Source organism: Wolbachia endosymbiont of Drosophila simulans wHa (assembly GCF_000376605.1).
Taxonomy (GTDB): Bacteria; Pseudomonadota; Alphaproteobacteria; order Rickettsiales; family Anaplasmataceae; genus Wolbachia; species Wolbachia pipientis.
Genome location: NC_021089.1, coordinates 387,802 through 405,108 on the forward strand (window position 1 = coordinate 387,802; position 17,307 = coordinate 405,108).

The window sequence follows — 17,307 nt, forward strand, 5'->3', positions numbered from 1 at the left end:
TATGAGGAAAATGCATAATGCATGACAACACACTAGGTGAACATATTTTAAATATTATTCAAAATCACGAAATTTTAGAGCAGAGCGATTTACAGATCTTGCTTAAAGAAAGAGGGCACAACATTCCTCAGGCTACTTTATCAAGAAAATTAAAAAAACTTAAAATTGCCAAAGTTGCTGGTATGTATAAAGTAATTGACATCAACCAATATCGATTACCATTAATACTTAATATGCAAATTTCGGATTTTGGTTTAATAGTACTACACACTCAACCAGGACAAGCTAGCAGCCTAGCTTACTTTCTAGATCAGAAGTATGTTATTTATTCATTAAATAATAGCAAAAACATAGGAATTATAGGAACTATAGCAGGTGATGATACAGTATTATTGATCATCAAAAGTAAGGCTGAACTTAACAAAGTATTACAATCAATTTATGAAACATTTCCATATTTAAGTCCTGAATAAGAATGTTGTAAGTTAAAAATGTGATATAAAGGAGATAAGAGGGATTTCTTTGTTTAAATCTTTGTCTTCTTTTTTTCAATATACCTACATATCAGAATGGACAATTCATATAGAATCAGCATAGGTATTGCAAGCCCTACTTGGCTTAATACATCAGGTGGAGTTAAGATTGCAGCGATAATAAAAATTACCACTATTGCAATTCTACGTTTATTTGACAAACTTTGTGCAGTCAGTAGCCCAACTCTCACCATTAATGTGAGTATTACTGGAATTTGAAATGCAGTGCCAAAAGCAAACATAAATTGGAGAACGAGGTCTAAATATTCGCTAACTGATGGCATAAACTCTATTGGTATACCGAAAGATTTCCCACTATGTTCAAAAGTGATGAAAAACTTCCAGGCTAAAGGAAATATATAGTAATAGACTACAGTAGCTCCCGTTACAAATAAAACCGGTGTTGCAATCAAGTATGGCAACAACACTGCCCTTTCACTTTTATATAACCCAGGTGCTAAGAACATATAAAATTGCCATGCAAACACAGGAAAAGAAAACAAAAGTGCGCTCATTATTGCAACTTGGAGATACACAAAAAATGCCTCTGTTAAGTCTGTGTAAATTAAAGAAAAACCTTCGCTACCTTTTGTTGCTTCTATTAAAGGTGCGAGTAAAAAACGGTATATATTTTCCTTAAAGTAATAACAAAAACCAAAAGCAACGCAAAAAAATAGAAAGCAAAAGATAACTCTTTTTCTGAGTTCCGCAAAGTGCTCATAAAATGAGGCGTATTTGCTTGAGTTCCAGTTCATACTTTACTATAGCTCAATAATGCTATGTCTAACATTCTCAGCGAAAAAGCCCACTCATTGTCATACCACGCTGCAACCCTGCATATATCACCTGTAACATATGTACCAGTTAAATCCACAATTGCACTATAAGGGTTATGCACAAAATCTATTGAGACTAAAGGTTCCTCGCATATAGAAAGTACATTTGACATTGGATAACCCTCTGTCATCCTAGTACCCTCTGATGTCATCCGAGTAGCTGACACTGGGATCCAGAAATTAGATTCCAGCGTCATGCGCTGGAATGACGTAGAGGAGAGAGCTGCATCCTTAAATATTTCATTGATTTCTTCAACGGTCGCTTTCTTATCAGTCGTAAATTTAAAATCAACCATAGAAACATTGCTAACTGGAACTCTGACGGCAGTGCCATCTAGTTTTCCTTTTAATTCAGGGATGACAGAACCAATTGTTTTTGCTGCCCCGGTTGTAGTTGGCACCATAGATAATCCGCAAGCCCTTGCTCTACGCAAATCTTTATGATTACCATCAAGAACATTTTGATCATTCGTGTAGGCATGTATAGTAGTCATAAAACCGCTTTTTATACCTAAACTGGAGTGTAGGACTTTCACAATCGGAGCAAGGCAATTTGTAGTGCAAGAACCTGCTGATATCACTTTATGCTCTTTTTCGAGCATATCGTCATTCACACCATAAACTATAGTGACATCAGTATCCGGAACTGGAGCAGAGACAATTACTTTCTCTGCATTGTGCCTTATTGCTTCTTCACGTTTATTGAATGCACCAGTACATTCAAGTATTACATCAACATTCCAAGGAATATTTTCAGGATTCCGTTCTCTATATAAAGAAAACTTTTTGCCATTTATAGAAATCCAATTTTGAGACTCATTAAAATCAATATCACCACTGAATTTGCCATGAACAGAATCATATTTAATCAAATGTGCATGCTGCTTTGCACTGAGCGATCCATTGACAGCTACAACTTCTATTTGTTTGCTATATTCTTCTATTTCGAAAATAGCACGCAATACGCCTCTGCCTATTCTACCCAGACCATTAATTCCTACGCGAACCGTCATCTCTTCATTCAAAAAATTTAATTATAGAGGATATCACTTGATATTTCATTTTATTCTTTTGACTGCTAATTGGCAGTTTTAACCTTAATATATTAATATTCACCTTGACTAAAGAACTATAATACTGTATCATTTTATCAATAGTATTGAAACTTTAATAGGAGGCTAATTATGTTATTACAGAGGATCATTATAGATCAATTAGAAAAAATTTCAGGCCAATCATTTCTACACAAACTTGCTACCGATAAAGAATATTTTAAGGAAGTGTCAAGGTATTTGGAAGAAAATCATAAGATGAGCTTAGAAGAGTTTATAATTAGCGTTTATAGATCAAGTGGAGGAGATGTCAATTTTCGTGATTATAAGGATGAGACAGCATTATATTCTGCATCAGAAAACGACAATCAAGATATGGTTCGTATTTTAACATCATGTGGTATAAGCATTGATGACTTTAATTGTGAAATTAGTAATAGAATACAGGAAAAATCTGAACAATCTAGGAGAATTTCATTAAGTAATAATGCTAATGTTTCACATATCTACGAAATAATACGCAGAATTACTAATATAAGAGATGCTTTCCAACATTTGGACCCTTAGACACAGTGATAAGAGACCTTTTATTGTTGGGTGTATTACTAGCTTTGTGAGTTTGATGGCTATTAATGCTATTAAAGGTAATTACTATAATGGTCCTGGTAGTCTTACTTGCATTCCTGTTTTCCATGCCAACATGTCAAACTTTTCTGATTTTACTACTGATAGAATTAATACCTTTGCTAGCTTTATTATTGGAACAATAGCATATAAGGCCGCACAAAACATTTCTACGTTAGTAAGAGATGTTTCTAGTTTACTCCATAATAGATTGGAAGTGCAAAAAAATGAATCAGAAATCGCTAGATATAAAAAAATACAAGAGAACGTTATCTCTATTCTGTCAGAAGTAAAAGTAGGATCAAATTTGTCTAGAGATATCAATTGTTGATGTTACCTGAGTACAGATTTTTCTCATATCTCAATACTTTCTAGACTGTTATTGAGTGCTTTCACATCTGAGTTTTCCTACTGTCATCCCAGCGCGTGACGCTGGGATCTTTATTGCTTTCATAGTCTCATTTATTATTTTGTAACTAAAAAAAATACTTTCCCTTTTTAGAGAACTGCATATAATAGATTTGACATTGCAGTGCGTTGTGCAAACAGAATTCCCAATACTATAACCTACAGGAGGCCTTATGAATAAGAAATTTCTCTATTCACCATTGTCAATAAAAAGTATAGGAGAAAACGGTGTATTTTCTGGTTATGCGAGCGTTTTTAACATAGTTGATAAACAAAATGATCTGATATTGCCCGGAGCATTTAAGGAAAATTTAAACAGAAATAAAATAAAACTCCTTTGGCAGCATAATCCTGACGAACCTATAGGTAGCATCATAGATATTTATGAAAATGATGTTGGCCTGTATATAACCGCACATTTACTTTTGGGTATTCAGAAAGCAAAAGAAGGTCAATTGGCTAAAAAGGCAGGTGCAGTGAGTACAGTATCTACTGCAAAATCAACTCTTTCAAAATTACGAAACTTGCCCAATAAGCTTTCTAGGGATAAGGGTCTCAATAACTTTTTATCTGGGAAAAACGAGGAGTTAAAAAAAGGTTTTCCTGAATTTAAAGAGAAACACTTTTGCCATAACGTGCTTAATGAAACTATAAAGTCTCTATCAAATCAAGATGATGGCAAATTTGAAAGCAGTAAGCTGCTTGAATTATTAGAAAGTAATTTGAAACAATCCGCAAGGGAGATCATAGAAGCTAAGGTTAAAGAAGTTGTCAACGAACATTGTAACATTGGAAAAAATATGGGTAAAGAACTACGAGATGACACGTTAAAAGCCAAGTTGTCACCTTCTGTTAGAAAATGCGTAAAAAAATTAGAATTTAACAAACAAGAAGGGGTAAATAAGATTGTAGACTCTATCTTGCACAGCTTTAATAGCAAGAATAATAATAATAACGACTCAGGAGAATTGCTTAAAGAAATTGTTACAGGAAAATTAACAGAGGCTAAAATGAAATGTTTTTCAAATAAGATTCAAGAGTTACAACTGGCATTAAGCATAAGAGATAAATTTTTATCTCCAGATCAGGGAATGTGTAATCAAACTCAAGGAGGAGTAAACGAATATCAATTAACAGAAAAAGCTAAAAAAGAACATATACCTAATTCCTCTATGAGTTCCCCTAATATTGCAAGCATACATTCATTGAACAGTCAGAAAGCAGTTAGAATAGGCTCTTAGCATAAAGCACCAGCTCCTCTTTTGTTAAAGTGTAGGAGCTATCTTCCCAATGTTGTTTTAGCAATTCCAAGTTTCTACCTAAACTTTTTCCTGGCTGGTGACCTATACCTATCAAGTCATCACCAGATAAAGGAAATTTTGGAATATTGAATGTATTAGCAAATGAAATATATTCATCAACATTTTCTCCAGACTCAACACCACAAATTCTTACTAAATCACAATATAATTCTCTACCAAATAAAGATATGTATTTTTTTTGCTCTTTTTCTGAAAGTTCTGTTTTGATATCGTTGGATAGTAAAAATAGCAGCTTTTTCTTTTGCTTGTTCGAAAGACGTAGAAACATGATTATGTATTCTCCAAGACTTAGCCTGTCATTTTTTTTAGTAGTCCTAAGGAGTAACGCTAATTTTACTAGCACATCAGTGCCGAAAAGAAGTGACGAAGACAGAATTTCGCATTTTACTTCTTTTGGGATAATCTTTTGCAAAACATCAGATTCTTGCATGCTCTTAAGTGTTGGAAAAGGATCATTGCACTCCAGCAATTTAAGTATTTCATCTCTTATTCTCTCTCCAGAGAGGTTTTGGATCATATGCGAATGCTTTTTGCATACGCTTAGTATTTCATCACTCAAATCTCCGGCACATATTTTTGCATGAAAACGAAATGCTCTTAAAATACGTAGATAGTCTTCTTTAATTCTATCTTCAGCGTTGCCTATAAAGTTTAACCTTCGCGCCTTTAAATCCTCAATGCCACCAAAGTAGTCATATATATGGCCATGCTTATCTGCATATAGAGCGTTAAATGTAAAGTCACGCCTTGAAGCATCAGCTTGCCAATTATTGGTAAATTCTACTTTTGCATGCCTACCATCACATTTCACATCATGCCTTAGTGTCGTAATTTCAAAAGACCTCTGATTTAAGATTGCAGTAATAGTTCCATGGTTTAAGCCAGTTGGAATAGTTTTTATATTACGGAGTTTTAGCGCTTTCATCACCTGATCAGGAAGCAAATTAGTAGCTAAATCGATGTCGTGGACATCACGTTGCAAAATTGAGTCTCTCACACATCCGCCGACAAGCCTAGCCTCACCACCAAATTCCTCTATGGCATCAATAATTAAACTAGTCTCCTGGTCAACTTGCATTTAGGTTAGTACATACTGCAAGTTCATATTATATGAAATGCTTGCACAAACCCCTATATAAAAATATACAGGGCTATGAAGATTTATTTTACACTTCCAATTGTGATATTTGTTGTTGATGAAATATTTTTTCTGTTCTTGATTCCTCCATACTACATCTTGGTAAGCTTGAAGGGTTTTGCTTTTCAGAGCGCTCTATGCGCTGCTTTATATCACTAACGCACTGCCCTACAACATCACCAATTTTTCCATCAGCATTTTCTGCCAATAACTCATCAAATCTCTTCTCAACCTCTGCTCTCTCAGAGATATCCTTTGAAAGGTTACAATACTCTAAGATCTCATCTAACTGAAGCTTTTTTGCTAATAGGAAATCTTCTTGTTCTTGTTTTGCTAAACTTTTATTTCTATCAAGCAATGGTTCAAAATGAGCATGTCCTTTGTTTATTACATGCAAAACACTACTGTCGTCATAATTAACTTTATTGTATTCACCTGCACTTTTTGAACCTGAATTGTCTATTAATTCATGCAAAAACAAATCTTGGTTATCAACAGTCTGGTTCTCTATAACATGCAATTTTACATCATACTTCTGACAAAGTATTCTGCCTTCAACGTCAGGATCACCCCACCTATCGTTACGCATAATGTTTGCTGTATAATCATCTACAGTTTCACTACGGTGCTGGCCATTGTTATCATGACTATTGACAATTGCATTTGTAAACCACTTTGGTGGATTCTTTTGTGCAAATTCTTTACAGTCTTCTCGTAACTGCTCAACAGTAACTTCTATCCCCTTCTGCTGTTCTAGACCTTGTCTGAATGAGTCAAAAAAGCAGCTTCCATTACCAATTGCTTGTCCTACATGGAAATTGTCAGGGTAAGGATTACTATTTAAAAGAGTTATTTCTTGTCCAGAGCTCTTGAACCTTTTCGGACTTCCAGTATCGTAAAAATCATTTGATAGTTTCCGTTTCCTAGGTACATTCATTTGCCCTGAGATCTTGGGCCTTTTTATTCCAACCTCAACATCATGAAAATCACTTGGTAGCTTCCGTTTCCTAGGTTCAGCCATAGTTTTTACCTTAATTTAAGCTATATGTTACTATACCAACAAAATTATTAATAAGCAACTAATTAAGTATAGCAGAAATTTTTAAATTATGCAATAGTTATAACTTTAAATAGCAAATATGAGCTTTAACTGCGGTATAGTTGGGTTACCAAACATAGGAAAATCAACCTTATTTAATGCGCTTACAGAGTCAAGTGCAGCCGAAGCTGCAAATTATCCTTTCTGTACAATTGAGCCAAATATAGGCAAGATTTCGATAAAAGATCAGCGTTTGAAACAAATCGCAGCAATTGCAGGCTCAGAGAAGATAATTTATAATCAATTAGAAGTTGTAGATATTGCAGGTCTGGTAAAGGGTGCGAGCAAAGGTGAAGGGCTCGGCAATAAATTTTTAAGCCATATCAGAGAAGTTGATGCTATCGTTCATCTGCTCAGGTGCTTTACGGATGACGATATCAGCCATGTACACAGTAAAATAGATCCAATATCAGATGCTGAAGTGGTAGAAATGGAATTAATCCTAGCTGATATTGATAGCATAGAAAAAAGGCTTCCTCAATTGGAAAAGAAAGCAAAGCAAGGTGATAAAGAGCTAAAGAGACAACTTGAATTAATGCAAGAGGTATTAGCTACTTTAAAATTAGGTAAACCTGCAAGAAGTTTGGAGAATATCAATGAAGATGAGATGAAGTTGCTTCAATTGCTGACAACAAAGCCTGTTATGTACGTTTGCAATGTTGAAGATACAAATGTTATAACTGGCAATGAATTATCTAAAAAGGTAGAGAGAATGGCAGAGGAAAATAAAAGCAAATTTTATTGCATTTCAGCAAAACTCGAAGCAGATATTGCAAATCTTGATAGTGAAGAGGAAAAACAGAGTTTTTTATCAGAATTTGGCTTACAAGAATCAGGCCTTGATGGAGTAGCGCGTATTATGTATGAAGTGCTGAGTATGATAACTTTCTTTACTGTGGGCCCCAAAGAAGCACGGGCATGGCCAGTAAAAATAGGGTCAACAGCCGATAAAGCAGCAGGTGTAATCCACACTGATTTTGAGAAAGGCTTTATAAAAGCAGAGACAATAAGCTTTGCAGACTACATAAAGTATGGAAGTGAATCAGCTTGCAAAGACGCAGGAAAAATTCGCTTTGAAGGCAGAGATTACATCGTGCAAGATGGTGATATAATGCACTTTAGGTTTAATGTGTAGTTTATTATGCAGCCACTTATTTAAAGTTAAGTTTTCTGGATCCCAGTGTCTGGGCACTGGGATGACAAGAAAGGGAGCACTGGAATTTTTGTTTCAATATTTGTACATTAGCCATGCATCTGAACAGATACCTCCCCTAAACGGATACACTGTAGAAGGATAGTTTCTTCTCCCCAGTAAAGACTAAATTCCAGACTGGAATGACAGCAGTCCTATGTCATACCGCGATTCATTCCATAGCTGTACGAACATTCATTTTTGAAGGTAAATTGCACAGCAAATGGTCAGTGCTTGGCACTGGAATAACGTCCTCCTTTGTCATCCCAGTGCCCAGACACTGGGATCCAGTTTTCCATATAATCTCATCGAAAATGTTGTAACCACTTTCTATGCTAGTTTGCTTGCTTACAAGCAAACTTTTCTGGATCCAAGTAGTCTGGGCACTGGGATGACAGGAGAAGGAGGCTACTTGCATGACACCATTCTTTTTTCTGGATCTCAGTGTCTGGGCACTGGGATGACGAGAAAGGAGCACTGGGATGACATCCTCCCTAGCGGAGATTGCTCTCAAATCACAATGTTCGTACAGTAAGCACTGACCACTTTGCTTCAATATTTGCGATGCCCCTGAACAGATACAAAAAATCTATTATTTTTTTATAAATTAAATCCTAAGGCATTTTTTACTGTAGATTAATCATTTGATTATAGTATCATTTTAATTAAGCTTATGTTTTGAACATTTATGAAAAATATTTTATATTTCATACTATTAGTTGTTGTATTTGGATCACTGAGCCTGTTTGCCATAGAGCAGCGTGAAGAAAAGAAAATTGGGTCAGTTCATAAAAACGAAAATGTAGGTGCAAGAAAGCAAGATTTACTGAGCAGTACAAATCAAAAAGATGAGTTGAAAAGCAACGTCGATGCTAAACAAACACAAGAGGCTGAGAGCAAAAGATTAGACGGCACTACCGATAAAGAGAAGCTGCAACACAACGAGAACAAAGCTTCCGTGGTTGAAAAAACTATAAGTGAGGGTGAAAAGATTGATAAAGATTTGCCAAATGACCAGCTAGAAGGAAGCACAGACAAATTTGCTCAAAATTTACCAAATATGGCCAATAAAGAAGTGAATAAAGATTTGAAACCAGAGCCTTTGCCTTTAAGTGCTGATTTAAATGAGAATACAACTGACCCGCAAAAAAATCTACAAGCTGATCAGAAGATTGATATAAAAGATAATGAACTTTCAAAAAGTGATGCGAGTCAATTATTAGAGGGAAAAAAAGAAAAAGTAGAGAATCAGTCTGAAGAAAAAAAAGTGAAAGAAACAAACAGTAATTCCAAGGACCGCAATAGAGTAAAACCTATAACTAAAAAAGATGAAAGTGAAAAGAAAAATTTACAAAAATGGACAAAGCTAAACAGAGAACCAATAAAAGAATGGGGTCATAAAGACATACAAAGCAAGTCAATATATAAACGACAATATGATAGCCTTAATGAGCATCTTCCTACAACTGTGTTTATTGATGATTACAGTAAGCAATTTTTTTACTGCATTAAGAAGAACAACTTAACTTGCTTAAGAGGAGTAATAAGTAAGCTAGAAAAAATTGGATTAACAATTCAAGAGATACTAAGGTTTAGAAATAAATTGGGTGATACTCCTCTCATTTATTCAGTTAAACAAGGTGAGGTAGACATAGTGCGCTTTCTCTTATTACAAGGTGCTGATCTTAGAGTAGTTAACAATAATTTTCAATCCCCAATTGATATAGCAATCGAAAAAAAGCAGATCAATATAATAAATGCGATTGCCGAAATGATGCCACATCTTTTGGAGGATAGAAAAATAGACAATAAAGAAAGCTCAGCAATGTACGATTGGGCTGTGAAAACGAAAGAAAACAATGAGTCGCAGTGTGATAAGCAAGATGATTAGATTTTTGATATTAATTTTAGTTGGTCATTTATGTTATGGAAACGAAACAAATGATGAAAAAAATCAGATTAGTGATTTTTTAAACGCTCTGCATGATGTAAAATACGTATCTTACAGTAAAAAAGACTTTGCTGAATTTTTGGTGCAGTGCCACAAAGAGGGCGTGCCAGAAGATTTTAAGAAAGGTTTTGGTTCTAACTTAAATGGAGCTAATTTTAACCAACTGTACCTAAGTAAATCTGTTTTTGATGGAGTAAGTCTGATTGGTGCCGATTTTTCTAACACCGATTTATCCGATGTGTCTTTCATTGATGTTGATTTACGTGGTGCTAATTTTTCCAATGCTAATTTACATGGCATTAAAATAAAAGGTACAAATTTGAGTTTTACAAAATTTGTTTCTGCAAACTTAACAGATATCGTATTTGATCAGTCTAATGTTAGTTATGCTGATTTTATCAGTTCCGATCTCAAAAAAGTAAGTATGCACAACGTAATTGGTTTGCATACTAATTTCTCGAATGTGAAAATGAATTTCTCCAACTTATCAAACTCGAATGTTAGCCACGTAAATTTTAGTGATAGTGAAATAAACGATACCGTTATGCAGAAAAACAACCTTGATAATGCAAGTTTCTTTGGAGTGGATGCATATAAATTAAAGATACAATTTTCTTCATTAAAAAATGCTAACATATATGGTGCAGAGTTAAAAGAATCAGACTTTACAGGTAGCAATCTTTCCGATGCTTGCCTTAATTCTTCTATCATAATTAACAGTAACTTCGACGAAACTAATTTAAGCAACACACAAATTTCCTATGTGAATGACGATAATTCAAGTTTTGTTCAATCTATACTAAATGGTTCCAAGATAAAACATGCATATGTTTCTGAAACAAATCTTCAGGATGCTGATTTATCCAATATTGATTTTAGTTTTAGTGAACTGCATCAAGTTAATGTCTCTAATGCTGACATTCGTCATGGAAAGTTTCATAATACTAAAGTTGCGAATTCTAACATGAATGGCTCATTTTTTGACCATTCACTATTTACCTCTGCAAAGATAGAAGATTCAGACCTTTCTACAACTTCAATGTATAAGATAAAAATCCAAGACTCTCAAGTTTATAACAGTACGCTTTCTCGCCATAATATTGATTCCAGTGAAATAGAAAATTCAACATTCTTTAATTTATTAGCTGATAATTCGAGCTGGTCTAATTTAAAAGTAACTAATTCAAATTTTATTGAAAGCGATTTCAGATCTTCTTTGCTTCACGCTAATGCCTTTAGGAAAACTAGTTTTTTTCTTAGCAATTTGAGTAATTCAACAATTAGTGATATGTCTTTTCTCTCTTCAAGCATATATAAAAGTTCAGTTGCTAATTCTCATTTAACAGGTTGCAAGTTTGATAATTCAATTTTGATTGACAATCAAGGGCAGAAAAAACTTGCAGGCTTAGAAAATGCTATAACTTCAATTGAAGATTTGCAAGAGAAAATATCACAGGGTGAAAAATTTAATGTAAATTATTCTTACTTTGAATTTAAGGATATGAATTTAGAAAATGCCGATTTTTCTAATTCAACATTGAGTAGAGCAAAGTTTGTAAACGTTAATTTGAATAAGGCAAATTTTGAAAAGACCGATTTGCGCTATACTGTCTTTGATAACTCTTCTCTCATTGGCACCAACTTATCAAATTCTAATTTAGAAGGTTCTAGCTTTTTAAACTCTGATCCAAAAAGCACCATGTTAAAAAATGCAAAGAAAAATGACCGTAAAAAGTGAGGGCGTATTATTGGTTCTATCCTCCCCTTCTGGAGCTGGAAAAACTACTATATCAGCAAAATTACTTGAGCAATCAACTAATTTAGTTAGGTCTGTTTCTATGACTACACGCAAGCCTCGCCCCGGCGAAATAAATGGAAAAGACTATTTTTTCGTTACCGAAGAAAAATTTCACGAGTTATGCAAAGCTGGCCAAATGCTTGAATACGCCAAAGTTTTTGAGAATTTTTATGGTATACCAAGAAATTTTATAGAGCAAAACTTAAGCAATGGAATAAGCGTTTTACTCAGCATAGACTGGCAAGGAGCATTTCACTTATTCAAGCTCATGAGAAAAAAAGTTGTAAGTGTTTTTATACTTCCCCCTTCAATGGAAGAGCTTAGGTTGCGTTTGCAAAAGCGTAATAGTGATGATGCAAGCGAAATAGAGCGCAGATTAGCCGAAGCTCAAAAAGAGATAAGCAAACGTGATAAATATGATTATGTAATAATCAATGATGATATTGATAAAAGTGTAGAAGAGATAAGCTCCATACTAAATAAAGAAAGACTTAAAAAACTAAAAGAAAAACCAAGTCTGGAAGACTGATAAAAACATCAATTTGGATATTTGCAGCTATAGTTTCTTATCCTATTTTAGCCAGTAGCACGTTTCGCAGTTTAGCTATATTTATTATTTTTTAAGATTAAATGGTTAAAATAGTAGCAACTGTTCAAGTGAGGATTTGACTATGATAACAGATTTTCTAATAGAAACTAGTTTTCTGCCTTTCCACCTATACATATACAACGTTTAGCTCAATTTAAAAGTCAAACTTCTTGGTTGTTAGTTTAGTGCTGACAACTTAAATAGCTTTTAATATTGAGGTTTTAGTATGGGTATAGATATAACTGCACTAACTACTAATGCAGATAAATTAGGTGAATGCATAGATAAAAATAAAAAGCAAGAGCAGGATAGAAAAGACGAGCAATTGTATGGCATTATAAAGAGAAAGGTAAAAAAAGAAGAACACAAGCGTGAAAAACCAAGAGGTCAAGATGGAACCCTCAAGAAGTGTAAAAGGTTATTTGAGAAAGATGCTAGTCCTGAAGTATTAACTAAATTAGAAGAATCACTTAGAGAACAAGAAAAATATTATAGGTATTATGTCCAATGCTTCCTTCCAGTGCTAGATAAAGCAATAGAACGATCGAAAAAAATATCAAATGAAACAAAAGAGCGAGTAAAGCAAGCAATTTCAGAAATTACTTATAATAGCAAATATTGTAACCAAAATGATCGTAGGGACAGTGGAATTGAAAGTGACTACAGTAGCGATGCTGGTGATGATTATGAGAAACATTCAATCAGTAACCCTAATACAGCAAATGAAGATCAAGAAGTAGAGAAAAGCAACGGAACAACGCATAATAATGTTCAATTACTAAAAGCGATCAAAAATGGAAATAACAGGAAATTAAAAAAATATCTAAAAGATTGTACGGATATTAGCAGCATAAAAGCTGAAGAAGGGAAAAATATTTTACACCTCATTGCGTCGTTGGAAAAGAAACAGAAATGCAAGTTTCTGGGTACCCTAATAAAAACGGTCACCAAGGAAGATCTAGCACAACTCATTAATAGTGAAAATCAGACCCCTTTTCAGGTAGCACTAATTAACAAGGTAACAAAAGAAAAACATGAGTCTAATACAATTCGAAGTAACGATAACACACTTAAGTTTCTTACAAAATTGTTAGAGCATGGAGCCAGCTCTGATAATTTAGAATTATCTACAGAAGAATTACAAAACTTAAAAGAGGAGCAAAAGACATACTACCGTAATTTCTTAGAAAAATTAGCAGAGCAAGGAAAGAAATCTAAATTAAAGCCAGAAATAAGAATCAATACAGAAGCAAAAATTAAAGAAATTATACCACATACCATAAATACTCCAGATAGTAATGATAATTATCTATTACATCCAGTAATTAAAAATAGTGATAAAAAACTTTTTAAAGAACTATTGGAAAAAGGTGCGGATATTAGCCTTAAAGACACAGATGGTAACAATGCTTTACACTTGATTGTTAAACCTGAAACAAAACAAAAACTTAAACTTCTCAATATATTGCTAGAAACAGGCCAAAAAGAACAATTTATAAAAGCTGTAAATGATAAAAAAGAAGGGCAAACACCGCTCCATCAGATACTCCAGCGCATACAAGAAAAGAGTAAAGAGCCTTCATTGAAAAATAAAATAAAAAATGTAGTAAAAAATGTAGTAAAAAAAGAATTTAAGGATACTGGCAGGTATAAAACCTTAGAGTTATTTCTACAAAATGGTGCAGATATTACTGTGCAAGATAAAGATGGAAAAAATGCTCTGCACTATATTGCTTCATTCAAAGGAGAACAAAAAGTTACATGTTTAGAGTTGATTTCAAATAAAGATGATGCTGTAAATACTACTAACAAGGAAGGGCAAACACCGCTCCATCAGGTACTCCAGCGCATACAAGAAAAGAGTAAAGAGCCTTCATTGAAAAATAAAATAAAAAATGTAGTAAAAAATGTAGTAAAAAAAGAATTTAAGGATACTGGCAGGTATAAAACCTTAGAGTTATTTCTACAAAATGGTGCAGATATTACTGTGCAAGATAAAGATGGAAAAAATGCTCTGCACTATATTGCTTCATTCAAAGGAGAACAAAAAGTTACATGTTTAGAGTTGATTTTAAATTCGGTGGAAAAAGAGAAATTTAGTAAAGCTGCAAACGCCGCTAACGAAAAAGAACGCACACCACTACAAGTAGCGCTAATTACTAAGACGACAAAAGATAAACATAATTTGGTCAATCCTAAGAGCCGTGATAACACGATCAAGTTCTGTGTAAAATTATTGCAAAATGGTGTTGACCCAAAGCAGTTAATACTACCCGAAAGATTATGGAGCAAAGAGTATTATAAAACTATAAAAGGAATAGAGAAATCAATGGGTAGAGCGCTTATTCCAGATGATATGAGAACTGAACTGAAGTGCAACTTTGGCAGGAAGTTAAAAGCACGCGATATTGTGAAGTACATCAATAATGTTGCTTGTAAAGCAGTGACAACGCTTGTATTTGCTGCTTTAGCCTGTACAGCAATATTCAGTGCTTCTCAAGGAATTATTACAATTGCAACTGCCTCATCTATTATAGCAGTTATTGGAGTTTGTTATCTTATTTACTTGAATTTAGAAAATATTTATGAAGGATTTGGAAAAATTAAAGGAAAGTTTACTGAAGAAAAGCAACTTACACTTCAAGATAACGCACCAAAAAATGATACACAATGCAATAACTCTGTTAAAGATATAGAAAATAAGTCCAACGATTTAGAAGAGCAAGAGGTGCAAAAATCATCAAATCAATCAGAGCATACTGAGAGTCCTCCAGACACTAAAATGAGTGCCATATCAATAAACTCGTTGAAAAATTGTGTAGGGATAGTGTAACTAGTAAACCCTCTTCTCTGGCGCTATGAAATCAATCTCACCGCTCAGAGTTTTTTCAGCCACTTTTTTATAATCAATTTTTACGTTAATTTGCCCTTTCTTTTCTTCAAGCCACGCTATAGTGTGCTTCATCCAGTTTTTGTCATCACGTTCAGGAAAGTCTTCACGAGCATGGGCACCTCTGCTTTCCTCGCGATTAGCTGCGCATTCCATGGTAATAACCGCTTGTGGGATCATGTTAGCAAGCTCCAGTGCTTCAACTAAATCACTATTCCACATCATACTGCGATCCTCAAGTGAAATATCAGGCATCATTTTTGCTACCTTTTTTATAGCTTTTTTGCCTTCTTCTAAAACTTCAGCAACACGGAACACTGATGCGTACTTTTGCATAGTGTTCTGCATTTCGCTGCGTATTTTTGCTACTTTTAGCCCACCGGAGGCAAATCGCATTTTATTAAATCTATCTACTATCCAGTCTGTGCAGTCTGAATGCAATTTTTTATGTGGTGTACCGGATTTTAGTTTCTCTCTTGCTCTGAGCGCTGCAGCTCTGCCAAAAACCACAAGATCAAGAAGCGAGTTAGAACCAAGTCGATTTGCACCGTGCACAGAGACACACGCAGCTTCTCCAATTGCAAATAGTCCATCTACCACTTCTTCCTTACCTTGCTTCAGCGTGATCACTTCTCCATAATAATTAGTTGGAATGCCACCCATGTTATAGTGAACAGTCGGAATGACCGGTATTGGATCTTTAGTGACATCAACTCCAGCAAAAGTTCTTGCGGTTTCGCTAATGCCCGGCAATCTGAGTTTTATTACTTCCGGATCAAGATGTGCTATAGTTAAATACATGTAATCTTTTTTCGGTCCAACTCCCCTTCCCTCTCTAATTTCAATTGTTATTGCGCGACTTACCACATCACGAGAAGCTAAATCTTTTGCTTTTGGTGCGTAACGTTCCATAAACTTTTCGCCCTGAGAATTAACGAGGTACCCCCCTTCACCACGGCATCCTTCTGTCATCAGGCACCCTGAGCCATATATTCCTGTTGGATGAAATTGTACAAATTCCATATCTTCAAGTGGTAATCCAGCCCTTACTACCATGCCATTACCATCACCTGTGCAGGTATGCGCACTTGTTGCAGAGAAATAAACACGTCCATATCCACCTGTTGCTAACACCACTCTATGCGCACGAAATCTATGTAATGTGCCGTCGCATAGCGACCAAGCAAGAACTCCGCAGCATGTTTCGCTATCCATAATTAAATCAATCACAAAGTATTCAACAAAAAATTCAGCGTTGAATTTAAGACACTGCTGATATAGAGTGTGAAGGATTGCGTGCCCAGTCTTATCTGCTGCCGCACAAGTGCGCTGCGCTGATTTTCCTTTACCAAAGTGAGTTGTCATTCCACCAAAGGAACGCTGGTATATTTTGCCATCTTCTGTACGAGAAAAAGGTACGCCAAAATTTTCAAGTTCAATAACAGCTTTAGCAGCGTTTTTACACATATATTCTATTGCATCTTGATCACCAAGCCAGTCTGAACCTTTTATTGTGTCATATGCATGCCAGCGCCAATCGTCTTCACCGATATTACCTAAAGCTGCACTAATTCCGCCTTGTGCTGCAACTGTATGACTTCGTGTAGGGAAAATTTTAGAAATGCAGGCAACTGAAAAATTAGTTGCAGCCATCCCAAGCGTTGCTCTGAGCCCTGCTCCACCTGCACCTACTACTACCACGTCATACTCATGTTCTATGATCTCATACGCTGACTTATCCATATTTACTTATTTTATCATTACAGGCTTATGATATCACAGAAGTAGAAAAAATCTATACAAGTTTTCTATAGCTATACCACCGCGAACCGTCATACCGCCACGAACCGTCATACCGCCGCGGTATCTCTTAAC

General features: G+C 34.8%; 15 protein-coding genes. 9 read left to right on the top strand and 6 right to left on the bottom strand.

Annotated features, from left to right (window positions below; translation table 11 throughout):
• The first annotated feature begins 17 nt into the window (after positions 1–17).
• Positions 18–473 (top strand): arginine repressor, encoded by a 456-nt coding sequence (locus WHA_RS01715; protein WP_015588977.1) that lies wholly within the window; start codon positions 18–20, stop codon positions 471–473.
• Positions 474–526: 53 nt separating this feature from the next.
• Here WHA_RS01715 and tatC read toward each other — a convergent pair whose 3' ends face one another.
• A complete protein-coding gene (gene tatC, locus WHA_RS01720; protein WP_015588978.1) occupies positions 527–1,288 on the bottom strand; it encodes a twin-arginine translocase subunit TatC in 762 nt (253 codons plus the stop codon).
• Positions 1,285–2,382 (bottom strand): type I glyceraldehyde-3-phosphate dehydrogenase, encoded by a 1,098-nt coding sequence (locus tag WHA_RS01725; protein WP_015588979.1) that lies wholly within the window; start codon positions 2,380–2,382, stop codon positions 1,285–1,287. Before WHA_RS01725 ends, tatC begins: the two co-directional genes overlap by 4 nt.
• 171 nt (positions 2,383–2,553) lie before the next feature.
• Between WHA_RS01725 and WHA_RS01730 the strand changes: the two genes are divergently transcribed.
• The 3 genes from WHA_RS01730 (at position 2,554) to WHA_RS07020 (ending at position 4,694) form a co-directional block, all read left to right on the top strand.
• On the top strand, positions 2,554–2,988 hold the full coding sequence (locus tag WHA_RS01730) for an ankyrin repeat domain-containing protein (RefSeq protein ID WP_015588980.1): 435 nt from the start codon (positions 2,554–2,556) through the stop codon (positions 2,986–2,988).
• 55 nt (positions 2,989–3,043) lie between these two features.
• Positions 3,044–3,376: a hypothetical protein gene (locus tag WHA_RS01735; RefSeq protein WP_044471216.1), complete on the top strand. Its 333-nt coding sequence runs from the start codon at positions 3,044–3,046 to the stop codon at positions 3,374–3,376.
• Between the two features lie 250 nt (positions 3,377–3,626).
• Positions 3,627–4,694 carry an HK97 family phage prohead protease gene (locus tag WHA_RS07020; RefSeq protein ID WP_015588982.1) on the top strand — a complete coding sequence of 356 codons (1,068 nt, stop codon included), beginning with the start codon at positions 3,627–3,629 and terminating at the stop codon, positions 4,692–4,694.
• On the opposite strand, the gene WHA_RS01745 is transcribed toward WHA_RS07020, so the two are convergent.
• Entirely contained in the window at positions 4,678–5,853 is a 1,176-nt protein-coding gene (locus WHA_RS01745; RefSeq protein ID WP_015588983.1) for a CCA tRNA nucleotidyltransferase, read from the bottom strand. The genes WHA_RS07020 and WHA_RS01745 overlap by 17 nt on opposite strands.
• Before the next feature lie 88 nt (positions 5,854–5,941).
• A complete protein-coding gene (locus WHA_RS01750) occupies positions 5,942–6,934 on the bottom strand; it encodes an OTU domain-containing protein (RefSeq protein WP_015588984.1) in 993 nt (330 codons plus the stop codon).
• A gap of 118 nt (positions 6,935–7,052) precedes the next feature.
• Here WHA_RS01750 and ychF point away from each other — a divergent pair, with 118 nt between their 5' ends.
• Positions 7,053–8,147 carry a redox-regulated ATPase YchF gene (gene ychF, locus WHA_RS01755; RefSeq protein WP_015588985.1) on the top strand — a complete coding sequence of 365 codons (1,095 nt, stop codon included), beginning with the start codon at positions 7,053–7,055 and terminating at the stop codon, positions 8,145–8,147.
• A gap of 229 nt (positions 8,148–8,376) precedes the next feature.
• Here the strand turns inward: ychF and WHA_RS06740 are convergent, their stop codons facing one another.
• A complete protein-coding gene (locus WHA_RS06740; protein ID WP_141457173.1) occupies positions 8,377–8,622 on the bottom strand; it encodes a hypothetical protein in 246 nt (81 codons plus the stop codon).
• Between the two features lie 270 nt (positions 8,623–8,892).
• On the opposite strand from WHA_RS06740, the gene WHA_RS01765 reads away from it, so the two are divergent.
• The 4 genes from WHA_RS01765 (at position 8,893) to WHA_RS01780 (ending at position 15,375) form a co-directional block, all read left to right on the top strand.
• Entirely contained in the window at positions 8,893–10,095 is a 1,203-nt protein-coding gene (locus WHA_RS01765) for an ankyrin repeat domain-containing protein (protein ID WP_015588986.1), read from the top strand.
• Complete coding sequence (locus WHA_RS01770) at positions 10,088–11,893, top strand: pentapeptide repeat-containing protein (RefSeq protein ID WP_015588987.1); 1,806 nt, start codon at positions 10,088–10,090, stop codon at positions 11,891–11,893. Before WHA_RS01765 ends, WHA_RS01770 begins: the two co-directional genes overlap by 8 nt.
• Positions 11,877–12,482 (top strand): guanylate kinase, encoded by a 606-nt coding sequence (gmk, locus tag WHA_RS01775; protein WP_015588988.1) that lies wholly within the window; start codon positions 11,877–11,879, stop codon positions 12,480–12,482. The genes WHA_RS01770 and gmk overlap by 17 nt, the downstream gene beginning before the upstream one ends.
• 286 nt (positions 12,483–12,768) lie before the next feature.
• Positions 12,769–15,375: an ankyrin repeat domain-containing protein gene (locus WHA_RS01780; RefSeq protein ID WP_015588989.1), complete on the top strand. Its 2,607-nt coding sequence runs from the start codon at positions 12,769–12,771 to the stop codon at positions 15,373–15,375.
• Here WHA_RS01780 and sdhA read toward each other — a convergent pair whose 3' ends face one another.
• A complete protein-coding gene (gene sdhA, locus WHA_RS01785) occupies positions 15,376–17,175 on the bottom strand; it encodes a succinate dehydrogenase flavoprotein subunit (protein ID WP_015588990.1) in 1,800 nt (599 codons plus the stop codon).
• Between the last annotated feature and the right edge of the window lie 132 nt (positions 17,176–17,307).